21 protein-coding genes are annotated in these 18,405 nt (G+C 70.0%); 9 read left to right on the top strand and 12 right to left on the bottom strand.

Annotated elements, in window-relative coordinates:
- Positions 1-44 precede the first annotated feature (44 nt).
- A complete protein-coding gene (locus AC1U89_RS13160; RefSeq protein ID WP_479900143.1) occupies positions 45-626 on the top strand; it encodes a TetR/AcrR family transcriptional regulator in 582 nt (193 codons plus the stop codon).
- Here the strand turns inward: AC1U89_RS13160 and AC1U89_RS13155 are convergent.
- Entirely contained in the window at positions 623-1,687 is a 1,065-nt protein-coding gene (locus AC1U89_RS13155; protein ID WP_479900142.1) for a hypothetical protein, read from the bottom strand. The two genes, AC1U89_RS13160 and AC1U89_RS13155, sit on opposite strands and share 4 nt — an antisense overlap.
- A 12-nt stretch (positions 1,688-1,699) precedes the next feature.
- Entirely contained in the window at positions 1,700-2,578 is an 879-nt protein-coding gene (locus tag AC1U89_RS13150; protein WP_479900141.1) for an HpcH/HpaI aldolase/citrate lyase family protein, read from the bottom strand.
- 119 nt (positions 2,579-2,697) lie between these two features.
- On the opposite strand from AC1U89_RS13150, the gene AC1U89_RS13145 reads away from it, so the two are divergent.
- Entirely contained in the window at positions 2,698-3,078 is a 381-nt protein-coding gene (locus tag AC1U89_RS13145) for a DUF2237 family protein (RefSeq protein ID WP_479900140.1), read from the top strand.
- Here the strand turns inward: AC1U89_RS13145 and AC1U89_RS13140 are convergent.
- The 3 genes from AC1U89_RS13140 to thpR all read right to left on the bottom strand — a co-directional run bounded on the left by AC1U89_RS13140 (position 3,075) and on the right by thpR (position 5,562).
- Positions 3,075-4,457, bottom strand: a complete 1,383-nt coding sequence (locus AC1U89_RS13140; protein WP_479900139.1) for an FAD-containing oxidoreductase — start codon at positions 4,455-4,457, stop codon at positions 3,075-3,077. The two genes, AC1U89_RS13145 and AC1U89_RS13140, sit on opposite strands and share 4 nt — an antisense overlap.
- On the bottom strand, positions 4,454-4,918 hold the full coding sequence (locus tag AC1U89_RS13135) for a DUF4126 family protein (protein ID WP_479900138.1): 465 nt from the start codon (positions 4,916-4,918) through the stop codon (positions 4,454-4,456). Before AC1U89_RS13135 ends, AC1U89_RS13140 begins: the two co-directional genes overlap by 4 nt.
- Before the next feature lie 107 nt (positions 4,919-5,025).
- A complete protein-coding gene (gene thpR / locus AC1U89_RS13130; RefSeq protein ID WP_479900137.1) occupies positions 5,026-5,562 on the bottom strand; it encodes an RNA 2',3'-cyclic phosphodiesterase in 537 nt (178 codons plus the stop codon).
- A 116-nt stretch (positions 5,563-5,678) separates the two neighbouring features.
- Here thpR and AC1U89_RS13125 point away from each other — a divergent pair, with 116 nt between their 5' ends.
- Positions 5,679-6,503, top strand: coding sequence for an energy transducer TonB (locus AC1U89_RS13125; RefSeq protein ID WP_479900136.1), 825 nt, complete (start codon positions 5,679-5,681; stop codon positions 6,501-6,503).
- Positions 6,504-6,509: 6 nt separating this feature from the next.
- On the opposite strand, the gene AC1U89_RS13120 is transcribed toward AC1U89_RS13125, so the two are convergent.
- Positions 6,510-7,562, bottom strand: a complete 1,053-nt coding sequence (locus AC1U89_RS13120) for an aldo/keto reductase (RefSeq protein ID WP_479900135.1) — start codon at positions 7,560-7,562, stop codon at positions 6,510-6,512.
- Positions 7,563-7,710: 148 nt separating this feature from the next.
- On the opposite strand from AC1U89_RS13120, the gene AC1U89_RS13115 reads away from it, so the two are divergent.
- On the top strand, positions 7,711-8,457 hold the full coding sequence (locus AC1U89_RS13115) for a Bax inhibitor-1/YccA family protein (RefSeq protein ID WP_479900134.1): 747 nt from the start codon (positions 7,711-7,713) through the stop codon (positions 8,455-8,457).
- A gap of 58 nt (positions 8,458-8,515) precedes the next feature.
- Here AC1U89_RS13115 and AC1U89_RS13110 read toward each other — a convergent pair whose 3' ends face one another.
- From AC1U89_RS13110 to acnA, 4 genes are all read right to left on the bottom strand, one after another.
- Positions 8,516-9,079, bottom strand: coding sequence for an HdeD family acid-resistance protein (locus AC1U89_RS13110; RefSeq protein WP_479900133.1), 564 nt, complete (start codon positions 9,077-9,079; stop codon positions 8,516-8,518).
- Positions 9,080-9,160: 81 nt separating this feature from the next.
- A complete protein-coding gene (locus AC1U89_RS13105; protein WP_029909822.1) occupies positions 9,161-9,487 on the bottom strand; it encodes a DUF2794 domain-containing protein in 327 nt (108 codons plus the stop codon).
- Between the two features lie 559 nt (positions 9,488-10,046).
- Entirely contained in the window at positions 10,047-10,763 is a 717-nt protein-coding gene (locus tag AC1U89_RS13100; protein WP_479900132.1) for a DUF1223 domain-containing protein, read from the bottom strand.
- A 169-nt stretch (positions 10,764-10,932) separates the two neighbouring features.
- Entirely contained in the window at positions 10,933-13,620 is a 2,688-nt protein-coding gene (acnA, locus tag AC1U89_RS13095) for an aconitate hydratase AcnA (RefSeq protein ID WP_479900131.1), read from the bottom strand.
- Between the two features lie 193 nt (positions 13,621-13,813).
- On the opposite strand from acnA, the gene ccmA reads away from it, so the two are divergent.
- The 3 genes from ccmA (at position 13,814) to AC1U89_RS13080 (ending at position 15,519) form a co-directional block, all read left to right on the top strand.
- The gene (gene ccmA / locus AC1U89_RS13090) at positions 13,814-14,446 is read left to right on the top strand and encodes a heme ABC exporter ATP-binding protein CcmA (RefSeq protein ID WP_479900130.1); all 633 of its coding nucleotides are present in this window, start codon (positions 13,814-13,816) and stop codon (positions 14,444-14,446) included.
- Entirely contained in the window at positions 14,443-15,108 is a 666-nt protein-coding gene (gene ccmB, locus AC1U89_RS13085) for a heme exporter protein CcmB (RefSeq protein WP_479900129.1), read from the top strand. The genes ccmA and ccmB overlap by 4 nt, the downstream gene beginning before the upstream one ends.
- A gap of 66 nt (positions 15,109-15,174) precedes the next feature.
- Positions 15,175-15,519, top strand: coding sequence for a YciI family protein (locus AC1U89_RS13080; protein ID WP_479900128.1), 345 nt, complete (start codon positions 15,175-15,177; stop codon positions 15,517-15,519).
- Here the strand turns inward: AC1U89_RS13080 and AC1U89_RS13075 are convergent.
- Positions 15,516-16,412 carry a DMT family transporter gene (locus AC1U89_RS13075; RefSeq protein ID WP_479900127.1) on the bottom strand — a complete coding sequence of 299 codons (897 nt, stop codon included), beginning with the start codon at positions 16,410-16,412 and terminating at the stop codon, positions 15,516-15,518. The genes AC1U89_RS13080 and AC1U89_RS13075 overlap by 4 nt on opposite strands.
- A gap of 78 nt (positions 16,413-16,490) precedes the next feature.
- A complete protein-coding gene (locus AC1U89_RS13070) occupies positions 16,491-16,841 on the bottom strand; it encodes a DUF3147 family protein (protein WP_479900126.1) in 351 nt (116 codons plus the stop codon).
- Between the two features lie 165 nt (positions 16,842-17,006).
- Here AC1U89_RS13070 and AC1U89_RS13065 point away from each other — a divergent pair, with 165 nt between their 5' ends.
- Positions 17,007-17,576: a Spy/CpxP family protein refolding chaperone gene (locus tag AC1U89_RS13065; RefSeq protein WP_479900125.1), complete on the top strand. Its 570-nt coding sequence runs from the start codon at positions 17,007-17,009 to the stop codon at positions 17,574-17,576.
- A gap of 63 nt (positions 17,577-17,639) precedes the next feature.
- On the top strand, positions 17,640-18,389 hold the full coding sequence (gene ccmC, locus AC1U89_RS13060) for a heme ABC transporter permease CcmC (protein WP_479900124.1): 750 nt from the start codon (positions 17,640-17,642) through the stop codon (positions 18,387-18,389).
- Positions 18,390-18,405 lie beyond the last annotated feature (16 nt).

Here is an 18,405-nt window from a genome sequence, read left to right as displayed (position 1 = left end):
CAAGAATATTATGGACAGATCGGTCCATAATGCTAGAAGGGGCCATGGCCAGACCGACGGAATTCGATCGCGACGAGGCGATCGGCAAGGCGATGGAAGTGTTCGCCGAGCACGGCTTCGAGGGATCCTCGACGGCCGAGCTGCTGGCGTGCATGGGGATCGGCCGCCAGAGCCTGTACGGCGCGTTCGGCGACAAGCGGCGGCTCTTCCTGACGGCGCTGGAGCGCTACAACGCCTGCAGCCTGGGGCAGATGGAGGCGGCCCTGGCCGCCGAAGGCTCACCCCGCGCCGCCGTCGAGGCCGCGCTGACGGCGTTCGCCGACGGGCCGCAAGCCATGCCGGAGACCGGCTGCCTGGGCGTCGGCGCGATCGCCGAGTTCGGCCGCTCCGACCCTGACGTCAACGCCCTCACCGACGCGGCCAGCCAGCGCTTCAAGGCGCTGTTCGCCGCGCGGCTGGTGGGCGGCGTGGCCGCGGGCGAGTTCGCGCCGGACCTGGACGTCGAGGCCGCCGCCGACTTCCTGCTGACCGTGCGGACCGGCCTCAAGGTGGCCGCGCGCGGCGGYGCGGACCTCCAGAAGCTGAGGGCCGGCGCCCGGATGGCGCTGCGGAGCCTGGACGCCTAGCGCTTCTTCTTCTTGGCCGAGCTCTTCGAGGTCGCCTTGCCCTTGGCCGAACCCTTGCCCTTCGACGCGACGGCCTTGCCCTTCGCGCCCTTCTTGCCCTTGGCGGTGGTCGCCTTGCCCTTGCCGGCTTTCTTGGCGGCGGCCGCGCACTTGGCCTTGGCGGCCTTCAGGGCCTTGCCGGTCTTGCCCTTGGTCGGGCAGGCGGCGACCTTGGCGGGCGCCTCGGCCGCGGCGCGCGGGGCGGCGGGACGCGGGGCGCCCCAGATCACCGGACCGCGGCCGGTCGGGACGTAGCCGGGCGGCAGCGTGGCCTGGGCCACGCGACGGGCGACGACCAGGGTCTCGACGCCGTTCTCGTTGAGCTTGCCGCTCCACGACCCGTCGCCTCGGGGCGTCAGGTCCAGGGTGGCCAGCTGGCCGGGGCGCGGCGAGAACCGCACCAGGAAGCCGCCGTACGAGCGGTCGACGAAGTCGATCAGGCCGGTGGAGCCCACCGTCCCGGGCCGGCGCACGTCGCGCCAGGCGCCTTCCAGCCCCTCATAGCCGCCGACCTTGTCGACCAGCTGCAGCCGGTAGACGGTCGCGCCGTCCGGCCCGTCGATCGACCAGCCGCCGTCCAGCGGGCCCTGCAGGCCCTGGGCGGCCAGGATCGAGCCCTTGACCCGCAGGTCGTAGGCCTCGGCCTGGGGCACATAGCCGCCCTGCGGAATGGCGCGGTTGGGATCGATCTCGTCGGGATCGCGCCCGGGGATCGGCAGGATGGTCGGCTTGTGCGGCGGGGCCGGCGCCTGGGGCGCGGCGTCCTCCTCGTCGGTGGTCTGGGGGCCGCTCTGGGCGATCAGGTCGGCCAGGGGATCGACGGCCTGGTCGGCCGAAACCGGCGCATCGGGGGCCGGCGGCGCGGACACGACGGGCGGGGCGTTCGGATCGGCGGGCGCCGCTTGGGTCGGCGCGGCCTGGACCGGCGCGGGCGCCGCGGCGGGCGTGGTCGAGACCGGCGCCTCCTGGGCCAGGGCGGGGGCGGCGGAGAGGGCCAGCAGGGAGATCAGGAGCGCGCGCATCAGGCTTCCGGTCTAGGCGGCCGAGCGTTCGGCGATGGCGGCGGCCACCGCCACCAGCCGCTMGGCCTGGACCAGGTGCAGGCGCTCGGCCATCCGGCCCTCGACCCGCAGGGCGCCCTTGCCGGCGTTCTCCGGGGCGGCGAAGGCGGCGATCACCGCCCGGCTCCAGGCGATCTCGTCGGCGGTGGGCGAGAAGACGCGRTTGCAGATCTCCAGGTGCTTGGGGTGGATCAGCGTCTTGCCGTCGAAGCCGAAGTCGACGGCCTGGCCGCAGACCGCCTCGAGGGCGGGGAGGTCCTCGATGTCGTTGTGCACCCCGTCCAGGACGGTCAGGCCGTGGGCCCGGGCGGCGGCGACCGACAGCGACAGGATCGGCAGGAAGGCCTCGCGCCCCGGCGTCTGGCGGGCCCGCATCTCCTTGGCCAGGTCGTTGACCCCCATCACCCAGCCGCTGAGGCGGGTGGTCTTGGACGCCGCGGCGATCTCCCACAGGTGGAAGGCGGCCTTGCAGGTTTCGATCATGGTCCACAGCCGGGTATGGACCGGGGCGGCGTGCAGGGCCGCCTGGTAGGCGTAGACGTCGGCCGCGTCGTTGACCTTCGGGACCAGCACCGCGTCCGGACCGGCCTCGGCGGCGGCCTTGAGGTCGGCCTCGCCCCAGGGGGTGTCCAGGCCGTTGGTGCGGATGACGATCTCGCGCGGGCCGAAGCCGCCGGCCTTGACCGCCGCGACGGCGGCCTCGCGGGCGGCGTCCTTCATGTCCGGGGCGACGGCGTCCTCGAGGTCCAGGATGATCACGTCGGCGTCCAGCGTGCGCGCCTTCTCCACCGCCTTGGCGTTGGAGGCGGGCATGTAGAGGGCGCTGCGGCGCGGCCGGGCGAGGTCGGACATGAGGCTCCCTGGATCTTGTCCTTCCCTCTTAAGCATCTGAACGCGCGGATCGGAAGCCGTCACACGCGACAACAGCGGAACGCTGTCCAGATTCTCCAGAACGGGGTTAAGCTCGCGCCATGACCACGCGCTACGACGACAACGCCAAGAACGTGCTGGGCCAGGAGCTCCAGCCCTGCTCGCTGAACCCCGTGACGGGCTTCTACCGCAACGGCTGCTGCGAGACCGGGCCGCATGACCTGGGCCTGCACACGGTGTGCGCGGTGATGACCGAGGAATTCCTGGCCTTCTCGGCGGCCACCGGCAACGACCTGTCGACCCCGCGCCCGGAATACGCCTTCCGGGGCCTGATCCCCGGCGATCGCTGGTGCCTGTGCGCCGGCCGCTGGAAGGAGGCGCTGGACGCCGGCGTCGCCCCTCAGGTGGTGCTGGAGGCGACGCACGAGGAGATGCTGGCGGTGGTGCCGCTGGGCGTGCTGAAGGACCACGCTGTGGCCTAGACCAGCGGCTTCAGCTCGCCCAGCATCGTCGGGATCAGCTCCGACACCGTCGGGTGGATGTGCACCGCCCGCTGGATCACCGTGTAGGGCGCCTTGGCGTACATCAGGTCGACCATGCCGTGGATCGCCTCGTCGCCGTTCAGGCCCAGGATCGCCGCGCCGAGAATCTGCTTGGACTCGGCGTCGACCACCACCTTCATGAAGCCCTGGGTCTCGCCCTTCTCGACCGCCCGGCCGACGCGGGTCATCGGGCGTTGGCCCACCAGCAGCGGCCGGCCCGTGGCGCGGGCCTCGGCCTCGGTCATGCCCACCCGGCCCAGGGGCGGGTCGATGAACAGGCCGTAGCAGGTGATGCGGTCGCTGACCTTGCGCGGATCATTATCCAGCAGGTTGGCGGCGATGATCTCGAAGTCGTTGTAGGCGGTGTGGGTGAAGGCGCCCTTGCCGTTGCAGTCGCCCATGGCCCAGACGCCGGGATTGGTCGTCTTCAACTGGTCGTCGACCACCACGTAGCCGCGCTTGTCCAGTTCGACCCCGGCCTTGTCCAGGCCCAGGTTGTCGGTGTTGGGCTTGCGGCCGATGGCCAGCAGCACGTCCGAGCCGATGACCTGGGGCTCGCCATCCTGGCAGGTGACGTGGACGCAGACGCCTTCGTCGCAGGGGGCGAAGCTGATGCACTCGGCGTTGAGGCGGACCTTCACCCCTTCGGCCTCGAGGATCTCGCGCACGGCGTCGGAAATCTCGGGATCCTCGCGGCCGATCAGGCGCGGGCCCATCTCGACGATCGTCACCTCGGCCCCGAAGCGCCGGTACATCTGGGCGAACTCCAGGCCGATATAGCTGCCGCCGACGATCACCAGGTGCTTCGGCAGCGTCTCGACCTCCATCATCCCGACATTGGTCAGGTAGGAGATGTCGTCCAGGCCGGGCATCGGCGGGGCGTTGGCGCGGCCGCCGACATTGAGGAAGATCTTCGGGGCGGTCAGCAGTTCGTCGCCCACTCGCACCGCATTGGCGGACTCGAAGCGGGCGTGGCCCTCAAATACCGTGCAGCCCTTCATGCCCTCCAGCCAGGCCTTCACGCCGACGCGGCTGTCGAGGATCACGGCCTGGGCGCGGTCGTGGACCCGCTTCATGTCGACGCCGACCGGGCCGGGCAAGGCGACGCCGAAGTCCGCGCCACGCCGCGCCAGGTGGGCGGCGTAGGCGCTGGCCACCAAGGTCTTGGTGGGCCGGCAGCCGGTGTTGACGCAGGTGCCGCCGAAATGCTTGCGCTCGATGAGGGCGACGGTCTGGCCGGCCTCGGTCAGGCGGCCGGCCAGCGGGGGCCCGGCCTGGCCAGCCCCGATGATGATGGCGTCGAAAGCGCGGGCCATCATTTGGTGGCCAGGACGATCAGGGCGGCGCCGCCGATGGCGACCACGTCCTCGATCAGGGCGGCCGGCAGGTCCTTGCCGAAGGCCTTGGCCAGGCGGGCGCGGACGTCGGCCCCGCCCAGGGTGCCGATCACCGCCCCGATGGCCCCCGCGATCGCGCCGCCGATCCAGGCTCCGCCCAGCATGCCGACGGCGGCGCCGCAGAAGGCCCCGCTGGCGATGCGCGTGCCGAACTGCACCGGGACCTTGCGGCTGGGGGTCTGGGGCAGCTGGTCGCCGACCAACTCCAGCACGGCCAGGGCGGTGAACACCCAGGTGGCGATATTGCCGCCCAGCCAGGCCAGCGGTGTGCCCTGCAAGGGAATGAGGCCCAGATGCGCGCCCCAGGCGACGGCGGCGGGGGCGGTCAGGGCCCGCAGGCCGGCCACCACCCCGATCAGCAGGGCGAACAGGTAGAGCGACATACGGGTCTCCGGTTGCAGCGAGCGCCACCGTGATCTGGCGCGTCGTCGGATCAAACCGCAAGGTCGAACGCCGTTCTTGGACGTTTAAGCTCCGCCTGGCCCAGGCTTCAGCTCAGCGGGAATTCGGCCTCCAGCCGGTAGACCGAGCCGTGCTTGGTCCGCCAGCTGGAATAGAGGCCGAAGCGGTCCACCCGGAACGGCGGCGAGCGCAGCAGGTTGTGGCCCTGGATCCAGGCGGCGACCTCGGGAACCGGCGGGCGCTTCAGATAGGCCAGGGTGACGTGCGGACGATAGGCGCGGGTCTCGGCATTGAGGCCCACGCGGCGGGCGGCGGCCTCGTTGGCGTGCTGCAGGCGGGCCAGTTCCGGACTGTCCTCGACCCCGGCCCAGACGGCGTGGATGTCGTCGCCCTCGCCGAAATGGCCGGCGCCGGCCATCCGCAGGTCGAAGGCCGGGACCCGGATCTTGGCCAGTTCCTCGGTCAGGTCGGCCGCATCCGGCTCGGGCACGTCGCCGACGAAACGCAGGGTGATGTGGAAGGCCTCGACCGGCCGCCAGTGGGCGCCGTCGATGCCGTACTGGCGCGGGACCAGGTCTTCGGCGAGGTCACGCGGGATGGCGATGGCGGTGAACAGGCGGATCATGGGGGGAACTTAGCGGACGGCCCTCGGTGGACAAGGGCGGGCGGAGACCGCGTCCGACGGTTGCGGGACCGCCCCCGCGCTGGTAGCTCCGATCCCAGGGGTTTGGGGGCATGAACATGAAACGACTGTCGTGGAGCGCGCTGCTTTTCGCGTCGGCGTTGAGTCTCGGCGCGGCCGCGGCCCATGCGGCGCCGGCCAAGATCATCACGCGTCCCGATTGGGCGGTGAAGCCGACCGGCGACGACATGGAGCGGTTCTATCCCGCCAAGGCCAAGGCCGAGAACGTTTCGGGCCGGGCGACGATCGCCTGCGAGGTCGCCGTCGACGGCGCCTTGGTGGGCTGCAGGGCCAAGAGCGAGAGCCCCGACGGCTACGGCTTCGGCGACGCGGCGGTGTCGCTGGGCGGGATCTTCCGGATGAAGCCCAAGATGGTCAACGGCGAGCCGGGGGGCGGCGGGACGATCACCATCCCGATCGTCTTCCAGGCCCCGCCGGAGCAGGCGGAAATCGGCGACATGGCCCTGGTCCTCACGCGCATCGGGACCCAGCCGGCGGTCGTGGCGCCGTCCRTCGAGGCGGCCGACACGCCCAAGGCGCCGATCATTCCCTGTCCCGATGGGACGGGCATGTGCCAGGGCCACTTCTTCATGTGGCTTCAGAAACCGACGGCGAAGCAGAACAAGCGTCTGGTGGCGGCCGCCCAGCGATCCGAGGGCACGACCTTCGCCGAATGCACCATCACCACCGAAGGCCTGCTGGACGGCTGCCAGTTCGGCGGAGACGACCACACGCCGGCCACCGAGAAGGCGATGCGCGAGGCCGTGGGCCTGCTCAAGGCGCCCTTCAAGACCGCTGACGGCCTGGCGACGGCCTCCACGACGGTCGTCATCATGTTCCCGTGGGACTGGCTGACCGGCAAGAAGCCGGATGGAGCGCCCTAGGCCGCCTTACGGACAGGGGTTCGGCTGCAGCGCGTGCAACGCGTTGACCGCCTTTTCCATCTCCTCGGTCCAGGTCAGGTCGAAGGCGGCGATGTCGRTCTTCAGCTGGTCCATCGAGGTGGCGCCGATGATGGTGGCGGTCACGAACTGGCGGGTGTCGCAGAACTTCAGGGCCAGCTGGGACGGGTCGAGGCCGAAATGGGCGGCCAGGTCGACATAGCCGCGGATCGCCGGCTCGGCGCCGGGGCCCTCGTAACGCTGCATGCGATTGTAGAGCGCCTTGCGCGAACCCTCGGGCAGCTTGCCGTCCAGGTACTTGCCGGTCAGCTGGCCCTGGGCCAGCGGCGAATAGGCCAGCAGGCCCACCTGCTCGCGCATGGCGATCTCGGCCAGGCCGTATTCGAACGTGCGGTTGGCCAGGTGGTAGGCGTTCTGGATCGAGGCGATGCGCGGCAGGCCCTTGGCTTCGGCCTCGGCCAGGAAGCGCATCACGCCCCAGGGGAACTCGTTGGAGACGCCGATCGACCGGATCGTGCCCTTCTTCACGTGGGCGTCGAGGGCTTCGAGGATGTCGCCGAAGGCTTCGAAGTCCTGCTCGTAGTCCTTGAAGGTCTGGCCGCCGAACACCCGCACCGGCCGGTCGGGCCAGTGCAGCTGGTAGAGGTCCAGATAGTCGGTCTGCAGGCGCTTGAGCGACTGTTCGACGGCGTAGTCGATCTGGGCCCTGGTCTGGCGCGTGGGGCCGCCGTCGGGGCGCATCCACGACAGGCCGCCGAACGCCGCGCCCCGGCCGGCCACCTTGGAGGCGAGAACGATCTCCTGGCGCTTGCCCGTCTTCTTCAGCCACGAGCCGATGTAGCGCTCGGTGTTGCCCTGGGTCTCGGGATTGGGCGGGCTGGAATACATCTCGGCGGTGTCCCAGAAGGTCACGCCCTGGGCCAGGGCGTAGTCCATCTGTTCGTGGGCTTCCGCTTCGCTGTTCTGCGAACCCCAGGTCATGGTGCCCAGGCAGCAGCGCGAGACCTGGATGCCGGTCCGGCCGAGTTCCACGTAATCCATGAGATCCCCGTCGATGTTGCTCGAAACCTGAATAGAGGCTGTCGCCCGCCGCAGAAAGCGCAACATCTTGCATGATCCTGGCGCGGCCCCGATATTCGGGGAGCGTCCAAGCACGGGCGCGATGCTTTTTGCGAAGGGCTTTACCCCGATGAGCGACTTCAACCGCGGCTACGCGCGCTCGATCCCCGCGGATCGCGCCGACATGTCGGTTGACGCCGGCCTGCGTAGTTTCATGCTCGGCGTCTACAACAAGGTGGCGTTGGGTCTTCTGCTGTCCGCCGCCCTGGCCTACGTCACCAGCTATTACGAGCCGGTCCGCAGCCTGCTGTATGTCATCCAGGACGGCCGCATCGGCTTCACCGGCCTGGGCATGGCGCTGCGCTTCGCGCCGCTGGTGATGATGCTGGTGGCGATGTTCACCATGCGCAACCCGACGGCCCGCTCGGCGGGCATCCTGTACTGGGCGATCGTCGCCTCGATCGGCGCGGGCCTGGGCCTGTGGCTGCTGATCTATCAGGTCCAGTCGGTGTTCTCGACGTTCCTGATCACCGCCATCGCCTTCGGCGGCCTTAGCCTGTTCGGCTACACCACCAAGCGCGACCTGACGGGCTTCGGCAGCTTCCTGCTCATCGGCCTGATCGGCCTGGTGGTGGCGTCGCTGGCGCAGATGTTCCTGCACCTGCCGGGCTTGAGCTTCATCATCAGCATCGTCGGCGTGCTCATCTTCGCGGGCCTGATCGCCTACGACACCCAGAACCTGAAGATGAGCTACTACCAGATGGGCGGCGACCAGCAGTCGATGGCGGTGGCCACCAACTTCGGCGCGCTGAACCTCTATCTGAACTTCATCAACCTGTTCCAATTCCTGCTCAGCATCTTCGGCAGCCGCCGATAAGCGTTCAGGTCCCGGACGAACGACCGAGCCCCGGCGGGAAACCGCCGGGGCTTTTTTGTCAGCGCAGACGGCCTCGAAGCCGGCGCAGCCGCAGGGCCAGCACCACGATCAGCACGCCCAGGGCGATGGCCCACAGGCCGATCAGCCAGGCCAGGGCCACGGCGCCGGCCCGCGGGGCCAGGATCACCCCGATCCCGAACAGCACCGAGATCGCCCCCGATCCGATCAGCGACCACTCGTTGTCGATCACCTTGCGCAGGTGGATCGCGCCGATGATCTCCAGCAGGCCGCGCGTCACGGCCGAGGCGCCGATCAGGAGGATCAGCAGGATCGCCGTCAGGTGCGGCCAGGCCAGGGCCGCCGCCCCCGCCGCGACGTGGGTGACCCCGATCACCACCAGCCACCAGCGCGGGATCAGGCCGCCGCCGCGCATCGCCTCCGCCAGGGCGAACACCCCGTCGCTGACGGCGTAGACCGCGTAGAGGACAACCAGGATCATCAGGGTCAGGTGCGGCCACAGCAGGGCCAGGGCGCCGAACAGGATCGCCGCCAGACCTCTCGCCAGCACCAACCACCAGGTGCGCGCCAGCAGATGGGCCACGGAAAGGGGTTCGGCGATCATGCGGCGCTCCAGGGCGGGCCCGGCTCGGGCTCGGTCCCATGGAAACGCCGGATCGGTGGTGATCCGCTCAAGGGCGGCGGATCAGTCGACGACCTTGAACCGGCCCTTGTCGAACATCCGCAGCACCTGGGCCAGGTCGTGGCCGCGCTTGAGGGTCAGGCCGCCTTGGCCGATCACCGCCCATTCGCCCTGCTTGCGGGCCAAGGCCGGGCGCTTCTCGATGCGGTAGAGCGGCGCCTCGGCCGCGTGGCGGAACACCGAGAACACCGCGTGGTCGCTTTGGCCGGCCATGCCGTAGTCGCGCCATTCGCCCGCCGCGACCATCCGGCCATACAGCCGCAGGAGCTGGTCGATCTCGCGACGCTCGAAGAAAACGACACCAGCGACAGGTCGGGAATCCAGGGCCATCGGACGAAGCCTAAACCCAAATCGGGCTGCTAGGCGAGCGCCGCCATACGGGGCGTGCGGAGCGTTGCCGGCGCGCTACAGTGGCGCTTGATAATTTCCGGCCCGTCGCGAGCGGACACGAAATGACCTTAATTTCGACCCGTCCGCGCCCGCTTGCCCCGTGATCTTGAGGGTGTCGGCTGATCGGACATCCTGCGGTTCAGGATCCTGAACAGCCCCCCCAGCCCCCTCGATCGTGGGCCGGTCGGCCGACAGACTATCCCAAATATCGCTCGAGACCCCGCGTGGCGCCCCTCTCCACGCGGGGTCTTCGCGTTTGTGTCGTGCCGAGGCTTCGACACACGTCGGACACGAACCGCCGCGAAACGACCTTGATCGCGCCCTTCCAGCGCCGACTTGCCGGGCGAAAAGGTCAGGGTCGGTCGATCGGACGCCTCGGGTCCGGACCCTGATTGCCCCCCAGCCCCCTGATCCGGGCGCCGGTCGGCCGACGGACTAGACATTCCCCTCCCCTAAGAGGCCGCGCGGTGTCCCCTCCCCGCGCGGCTTTCTTTTTGGGCTACTTCTCGGCCGCTTCCTGCAGCACGCCGATCACCCGGCCGCCCTTGGCGCCCTGGACGATGATCACGGTCTTCAGCGCGTCGTCGCCGGCCGTCGGCAGGCGGTAAAGCTTGGGCCGGCCCGACCACGTCCCCAGCCGGACCAGTTCGCGCACGACGTTGCGGTGGACCAGGGTCTGGCCCCGGTTGTCGCCGCGCTTGACGGCGATGTCCTGTTCGCGCGGATCGTAGCGCACCAGCCAGACCTCGCCGCCGCCGCGCGGGGCGGGGCCCGAGCCGACCGCGACGCGGCCGCCGTCGCCCAGGAATTCCATGTCCGGCGGGTTGGACGCGGCCTTGGCGGCGTCCTTGACCAGGGTCTCGACCGCTTCGGCCTTGGCGCCCGAGGCCTGCTGGCGGCCGGCCACCACCACCTGCGGGGTCGGCACGTCGCGCAGCGAGAACCGGGTGGCGTAGGCGCGCTGGCGGGCCGCGAAGGCCGGCTTGGCGAAGGTGTCGGTCCAGCCCAGGTAGTCCCAGTAGTCGACCGAATAGGTCAGGGCCAGGACGCCCTTGTCGTCGGCCATGTCGGCGACGACTTGGTTGGCCTTGCCGCACGACGAGCAACCTTGAGCGGTGAACAGCTCGACCACCACCGGCGGTTTCGCGGCGAGCGCGGGCGCGGCGGAAAACCCCGAAAGGGCGGTGAGGGCGAGGAAGAGCAGGGCCTGACGCATGTGCGGGGCATTTAGGCCAAGATCGCGCCGGATGGCCGTTCACGAGGCCGTGAAGGCGGCCATCTCCGCGCGAAAGACGGCGATCTTCGCCTTTCGGCAAAGAAAAAGCCGGGCCCTTCCGGACCCGGCTTCGTCTTTTCGATGCTCCGGGGAGCGATCCGTCCGGCGCTTAGTCGGCCTTGGCCAGGTTGCGCAGCACGTAGTTCAGCACGCCGCCGTTCTTGAAGTATTCAAGCTCGGTCGGGGTGTCGATGCGGCAGCGGACCGGGAAGCGGGCGATGCGGCCGTCGGTCGGGCGGTAGAGCTCGACGATCAGCTGCTTGCGCGGGGCCAGGTCCTGCAGGCCGCGGATCGAGACGATCTCCTCGCCCGTCAGTTCCAGCTTCTGCCAGCCTTCCTGGATGAACTGCAGGGGCAGCACGCCCATGCCGACCAGGTTCGAGCGGTGGATGCGCTCGAAGCTTTCGCAGATCACCGCGCGGACGCCCAGCAGCTTGGTGCCCTTGGCGGCCCAGTCGCGCGACGAGCCGGTGCCGTATTCCTTGCCGCCAAAGACCACGGCCGGACGGCCTTCTTCCTGGTACTTCATGGCCGCGTCGTAGATCGACATCACTTCGCCCGAGGGGAAGTGCTTGGTCACGCCGCCTTCGATGTCCGGGGTGATCTTGTTGCGGATGCGGATGTTGGCGAACGTGCCGCGCATCATCACCTGGTGGTTGCCGCGACGGGCGCCGTAGCCGTTGAAGTCCAGCGGGTCGACGCCGTGGTCGATCAGATACTGACCGGCCGGGCTGGTCTTCTTGATCGAACCGGCCGGGCTGATGTGGTCGGTGGTGATCGAGTCGCCGAACACGGCCAGGACGCGGGCTTCCACGATGTCGGTGACCGGAGCGGGGGTCATCGACATGTTCGGGAAGTAGGGCGGGTTCTGGACGTAGGTCGAGTCGGCTTCCCAGGCGTAGGTCTGGCCGCCGGTGATCTTGATCCCCTGCCAGTTCTTGTCGCCCTTGAAGACGTCGCCGTAGCGGCTGGCGAACATCTTTTCCGTCACCGACTTGCGCTGCAGGGCGGCGATGTCCTCGTTCGAGGGCCAGATGTCCTTCAGGTAGACGGGCTTGCCGCCCTTGCCTTCACCCAGCGGCTCGTTGGCCAGGTCGATCTTCATCGAGCCGGCCAGGGCGTAGGCCACCACCAGCGGCGGCGAGGCCAGGTAGTTGGCGCGGACGTCCGGGTTCACGCGGCCTTCGAAGTTGCGGTTGCCCGACAGCACCGAGCAGGCGACCAGGTCGGCCTCGTTGACGGCCTTGCTGATGTTCTCGGGCAGCGGGCCCGAGTTGCCGATGCAGGTGGTGCAGCCATAACCCACGAGGTTGAAGCCGAGAGCATCGAGGTGCTTGGTCAGGCCGGCCTTGGCCAGGTAGTCGGTGACCACCTGCGAGCCGGGGGCCAGCGAGGTCTTCACCCACGGCTTGACCTTCAGGCCCTTGGCGACCGCGTTCTTGGCCAGCAGGCCGGCGGCGATCAGCACCGAGGGGTTGGAGGTGTTGGTGCACGAGGTGATGGCCGCGATGACCACGTCGCCGTGGCCGACGTCGAAGTTCTCGCCTTCCACCGGCACGCGGGCGTTGGGGTTCTCGGCCTTGCCGAACTCACCGACCAGCGACTCGCCGAACTTGGCGGCGGCTTCGGTCAGCAGCACGCGGTCCTGCGGACGCTTGGGGCCGGCCAGCGACGGCAGCACCGACGACAGGTCCAGCTCCAGGGTGTCGGTGAAGGTCGGCTCGGCCACGCCGGGCTCCCACCACAGGCCCTGCTCCTTGGCGTAGGCTTCCACCAGGGCGACGCGGGCGGCGTCGCGGCCGGTGCCCTTCAGATAGGCGATGGTCGCGGCCGAGATCGGGAAGAAGCCGCAGGTGGCGCCGTATTCCGGAGCCATGTTGGCGATGGTCGCCTGGTCTTCCAGGGTCAGGTTGGCCAGGGCGTCGCCGTAGAATTCGACGAACTTGCCGACCACGCCCTTCTTGCGCAGCATCTGGGTGACGGTCAGCACCAGGTCGGTGGCGGTCGCGCCTTCCGGCAGGGCGCCGTTCAGCTTGAAGCCAATGACTTCCGGGATCAGCATCGGGATCGGCTGGCCCAGCATGGCCGCTTCAGCCTCGATGCCGCCCACGCCCCAGCCCAGSACSSMCAGGCCGTTGACCATGGTGGTGTGSSWGTCGGTGCCGACGACGGTGTCGGGATAGGCGACTTCGGCGCCGTCGACGGCCGCGGTCCACACGGTCTGGGCCAGGTATTCCAGGTTCACCTGGTGGCAGATCCCGGTGCCCGGGGGCACGACGCGGAAGTTGTTGAAGGCCGACGAACCCCAGCGCAGGAAGCGGTAGCGCTCCAGATTGCGCTCGTATTCGCGGGCGACGTTGTCCTCGAAGGCCTTCGGGTTGCCGAAGTTGTCGACCATCACCGAGTGGTCGATGACCAGGTCGACGGGGTTCAGCGGGTTGATCTTGGCCGGATCGGCGTTCAGGGCGACCATGGCGTCGCGCATGGCGGCCAGGTCGACGACTGCCGGAACGCCGGTGAAGTCCTGCATCAGCACGCGGGCCGGGCGGAAGCTGATCTCGTGCTCGACGCCGCCCTTGTTGTCGAGCCAGGCGGCCACGGCCTTCAGGTCGGCTTCGTTGACGGACACGCCGTCTTCGTAGCGCAGCAGGTTCTCCAGCAGCACCTTCATCGACACCGGCAGCTTGCCGGCGCCGTTCAGACCCGCTTCCTCAGCGGCGCGAAGGCTGTAATAGACGTAGGTCTTACCGCCGACGACGAGTTCGCGGCGGGTTTTGAGGCTGTCGACTGACGCCATTTGGAAGGATCCCTTCTCTGTCCACGGCCGCCGGAAAACCACTCCCGGGAGCGCGCGCTCGAGGCGGACCCACAGCGTCCATCCCCGCGCCGCGTTCATCCCATCCAAATCGGAGGGTGACGGCCGAGGGCTTCTTAGCCTCGGTCAGGGGCAACGTCCATGCACAGGACAGGGTCTTGAGGTCTTCGGGCCCATGTTGAGAGCTATTCGCATCAAGGACTTAAGTCTTGTGCGCGGCGAACGGCGGCTGTTCTCGGGCCTTGATCTGGAGATTTCGGCCGGCGAGGCGGTGGCCCTGACCGGGCGCAACGGGGCGGGCAAGACCAGCCTGCTGCGCGCGGTGGCCGGACTGCTGCGTCCCGCCCAGGGCTCCGTCGGCTTCGAGGGCGAGGCCGGGCCGCTGGAGGCCGAGGTGGCGCGCGCCGACGCCCTGCACCTGGTGGGCCACCACGACGGCCTGAAGTCCACGCGCTCGGCCTGGGAGGAACTGCTGTTCCAGACCCTGTGGACCGGCGGGACCGAGGCCTCGGCCCGCGCGGCGGCCACCAAGCTGGACCTGGACCGCCTGCTGGACCTGGAGATCCGCCGCCTGTCGGCCGGCCAGCGCCGCCGCGTGGCCCTGGCCCGGCTGCTGGCCAGCCCCCGGTCGCTGTGGCTGCTGGACGAGCCGATGGCGCCGCTGGACGCCGGCCACCGCGAGGGCTTCGGCGCCCTGATGGCCGAGCACCTGGCGGGCGGCGGCATGGTGCTGGCCGCCGTGCACGATCCCCTGCCCGTCCCAAGTCTCAGTGTAGAAATTGGCCGCGTGGCGGAGGTCGGGGGATGAAGGCGTTCCTCATCCTCCTGCGCCGCGAACTGGCCCTGGCCTGGGGCAATGGCGGCGGACCGCTGCTGGCCCTGGCCTTCTACGCCTGCGTCGTGACCCTGCTGCCCCTGGCGGCCGGCCGCGCGCCCGAGCGGCTGGCGAGCCTGGCCCCCGGGATCGCCTGGCTGGCCCTGGCCCTGGCGGCGCTGCTGTCGCTGGAGCGCCTGTTCGAGCGCGATTTCGAGGACGGGGCTCTGGACCTGCTGGCCCTGGGACCCGCCCCGCTCGAGGCGGTGGCCGTCGCKAAATGCCTGGCCCACTGGCTGGCGGCGGGCGCGCCCCTGGCCCTGGCCGCGCCGGTCGCCGCCCTGGCGCTCGGAGCGCCGTCGTCGATCATCCCGCTGCTGATCCCCTGCGCCCTGGCCGGGGGCCTGGCCTTCTCGTTCCTGGGCGGACTGGGCGCCAGCCTGGCCCTGGGCAGCAAGCGCGGCGGTCTGCTGGTGGCGGTGATCGTCCTGCCGCTCTACGTGCCGCCGGTGATCTTCGGGGCCGGCGCCCTGGACGCCCTGGCCGGCGGCCTGCCGTGGACGGGCGGCCTGTTCCTGTTGCTGGCCTACAGCGCGGCGGCCGTGGCCCTGGGCCCGATCGCCATGGCGGCGGCCTGCCGCAACGCGCTGGACTAGCCTCGTCGGCGGCGGGTCGCGGAACCTCGTCGAGAACCGCCGGCGGACCTTCGCGTTCAGGTCTGCATGCCCAGGTTCATCACGATCGGCTATGGCGACAGGGCCGGCTACGACCGGACGGCGAAGGCGGTGCGGGACGCGGCGCACGCGGCCGACGCTGAACGGGTGCGAGCGGGCGACATCATGGGCGTCGCCGGCAAGCCCGTGCAAGTGCGCAACCCCGACGCCGCCAAGGTGGAGGTGACGCAGGGGCCGTTCCTGTCCGCCGACCTGCCCATCGCCGGCTTCGCCTTGGTCGAGGCGGCGGACCTGGCCGCCGCGATCGAAATCGCGGCCCGCAGCCCCTGCGCGGTGGCGCAGGACGTCGTCGAGGTCTGGCCTCTCGATCCGGCGCCGGACGCCGAGGGCTAGATCGGCCCCGCGCTGGCCGTCACCGGCGGCGCGTGGCGCTCGCCCAGCACCACCGCGAAGCTCCCCGCGATGATCATCAGTCCGCCGGCGCCCAGGGCCCAGGTCAGGTGGTCGCCGAACAGCAGCACGCCGACGCAGGCCCCCATCAGCGGCTCGATATTGATGAACACCCCGGCGCTGGCGCTGCCCACCCGGGCCGAGCCGAACTGCCAGGCGGCGGTGGCCAGCAGGGTGCCCAGCACGCCCAGGCCCAGGATGCCGATCCAGGCCGTCGCGCTGAGGTCCAGCTTGGGCGGGCCGTGCATGGCCCACGAAATCGGCAAGACCGCGAAGGCCGCCACGATCACCGTCACCGCCGGGATCGCCATGGCGTTCGACGTCTTGGGCGCGCGGCGCAGCACGATCAGCCAGGCCAGGAAGATGAAGAGCGACCCCAGCGACAGGGCCACGCCCAGGGGCGAGCCGGCGCCGTCGGGCTTGCCGGCGATCAGGGCCGCCCCCAGGGTCGCGGCGGCCACCCCGCCCCACGAGGCGCGGCTGACCTTCTCGCCCAGCAGCTTGGCCGAGATGGCGATCAGGGCCGGCATGGCGCCGACCAGCAGGGCCGCCAGGGTGACGCTGACATGGGCCAGGCCCTCGAACTGCACCATGAAGGCCACGCCGTACAGCGCCCCGGCCGCCAGGATCACCGGCGACTTGAACAGCGCTCGAGCCTCGGCCGTGCGCAGGGCGAACGGCCCGGCGACCACCGCCGCCACCACGAACCGCAGCAGCACCATGTGGGCCGCGTCGGTCTCGCGCAGCACCAGCTTGCCCAGGGGGAAGCCCAGCCCCCAGCAGACCCCGGCGAGGATCAGGGCGACGAAGGCGATCTTTTTGGACTGGCTTTGCATGGACCGGGCTTCTAGGGGCGTTCGCGGCGGGGGCGGTAGCGCGGTCTAGCAGGACCCGCTGTCAGGATGTGGCGGCAGTCACAGCTTCAGGCCCAGGCGCGGACCGATCGCCGTCATGCCCAGATAGAGGCCGATCGTCACCGCGCAACCCGTCCCCAGCGCCGCCCAGAAGTTGACGCCCCGCCGCAGCAGGGCCGGAACGATCAGGAACATCGGCAGGGAGGGCAGCACGTACCAGAACGTCGCCTCGACATGGGTCGCCATCCGCGCGACGTCGCGGGTGTCGCGCCACAGCCACAGCATGCCCAGGATCGAGATCAGCGGCAGCGAGGCGACCAGGGCGGCGAAGCCGGGCTGGCGCTTGGCGATCTCGGACGCCAGGGCGATGATCACGCCGGAAATCGCCGCCTTGGCCAGCAGGTACAGCATCTCGAAATCTCCCGGACGCGCGTCGCCGCGAAAATCCGGCGCGCTGTCAAAGCCTTATGCGAAGCCTCTCCGTCAGTCCTGCAACATTCGCCCGGGATTCTGACATTCCAGCGTTACACGGGGAATCGAGGTTCGGCTCCAAGGGACTTTCCACGGAGCCAACCCATGCGCTTGCCAACGAGCCGCCTCGCCCTGATGGCCGCGGCCGCGATCACCCTTTCCACCACCGCGGCGGTCGCCGTCGCCCAGGACGGCCCGCCCCCCGGCCCGCCGCCGATGGCCGACGACGGTCCCAATGGGGGGCCGGGCGGCCCAGGCGGTCCGCCGATGATGATGCGCCATCATCGTCATCTCGATCCCGAGGCCCGCGCCCAGCACCTGCGCGACGTGCTGCAACTGCGCGCCGACCAGGACGGCGCCCTGAAGGCCTATCTGGCGGCGACCGAGCCCAAGGCCTGGGACAAGGACGGTCCGAAGCGCGACGTCGCCGACGCCCCGCCCAAGCCCCTGACCACGCCCGAGCGCCTGGACCGCGAGACCGAGCACCTGAACCGCGCCAAGGCCCGCATCGACGCCACCCGCGCCTTCTACGCGGCTCTCTCGCCCAGCCAGAAGAAGGCCTTCGACGCCCTGGGCCCGATGGTCGGCGGCCACGGCCCGATGATCCGTCACGCGGAGTTCCGGCGCTTCAAGGGCGGTCCGGACCGCATGCCGGCCCCGCCCAAGGCCGACTGAGCGGCGCCGACTAGGTAACCTCCACGATTGCGGGCGCCCTCCAGGTCTTCTAAGGCGTTGGGAATGGGCGCCCGTGATCCACACCACCACCCGCTGGACTTCCTGACGAACCCCGAGCGGTTCATGGCCTTCTCGCGCTGGGCCGCGCCGATGTTCGGCGCGATCGCCGCGGTGCTGGCGGTTGTCGGCCTGGTGCTGACCTTCGCCGCCCCCGAGGACTACCAGCAGGGCGACACAGTGCGGATGATGTTCATCCACGTGCCGGCCGCCGTGATCAGCATGTTCGTCTATCTGTGCCTGGGCATAGCCAGCTTCCTGGCCCTGGTCTTCCGTCACGCCCTGGCCGACGCCGCCGCCGTGGCCTGCGCCCCGCTGGGCGCGGCCTTCACCGTCCTGGCCCTGGCCACCGGCTCGCTGTGGGGCAAGCCGATGTGGGGGACCTGGTGGGTGTGGGACGCCCGCCTGACCTCGGTGCTGGTGCTGCTGCTGTTCTATCTGGGCTATCTGGCCCTGCGCTCGGCCCTCGAGGACGAGCAGAAGGCGGCCCGCGCCGCCGCCATCCTGGCCCTTGTGGGCCTGATCAACCTGCCGATCATCAAGTTCTCGGTCGAGTGGTGGAACAGCCTGCACCAGGGCAGCTCCACCCTGTTCGCCAAGCCGGGCGACGCCCTGCCGGCGGTCTATGCCTGGCCGATGCTGATCATGACCCTGGCCTATCTGTCGGCGTTCGGGTCGCTGTGGCTGGTGCGGATCCGCGCCCTGGTCTGGCGGCGCAGGGCCCGGGCCCTGGCCCTGCAAGCGGCTGAAAACTAGTGATTGGGGGCTGACG

The sequence above is a fragment of the Caulobacter sp. 05T431 genome (assembly GCF_056665975.1).
The sequence above is the reverse complement of the archived record's forward strand: the minus strand, read 5'-3'. Positions and strand labels throughout refer to the sequence as shown.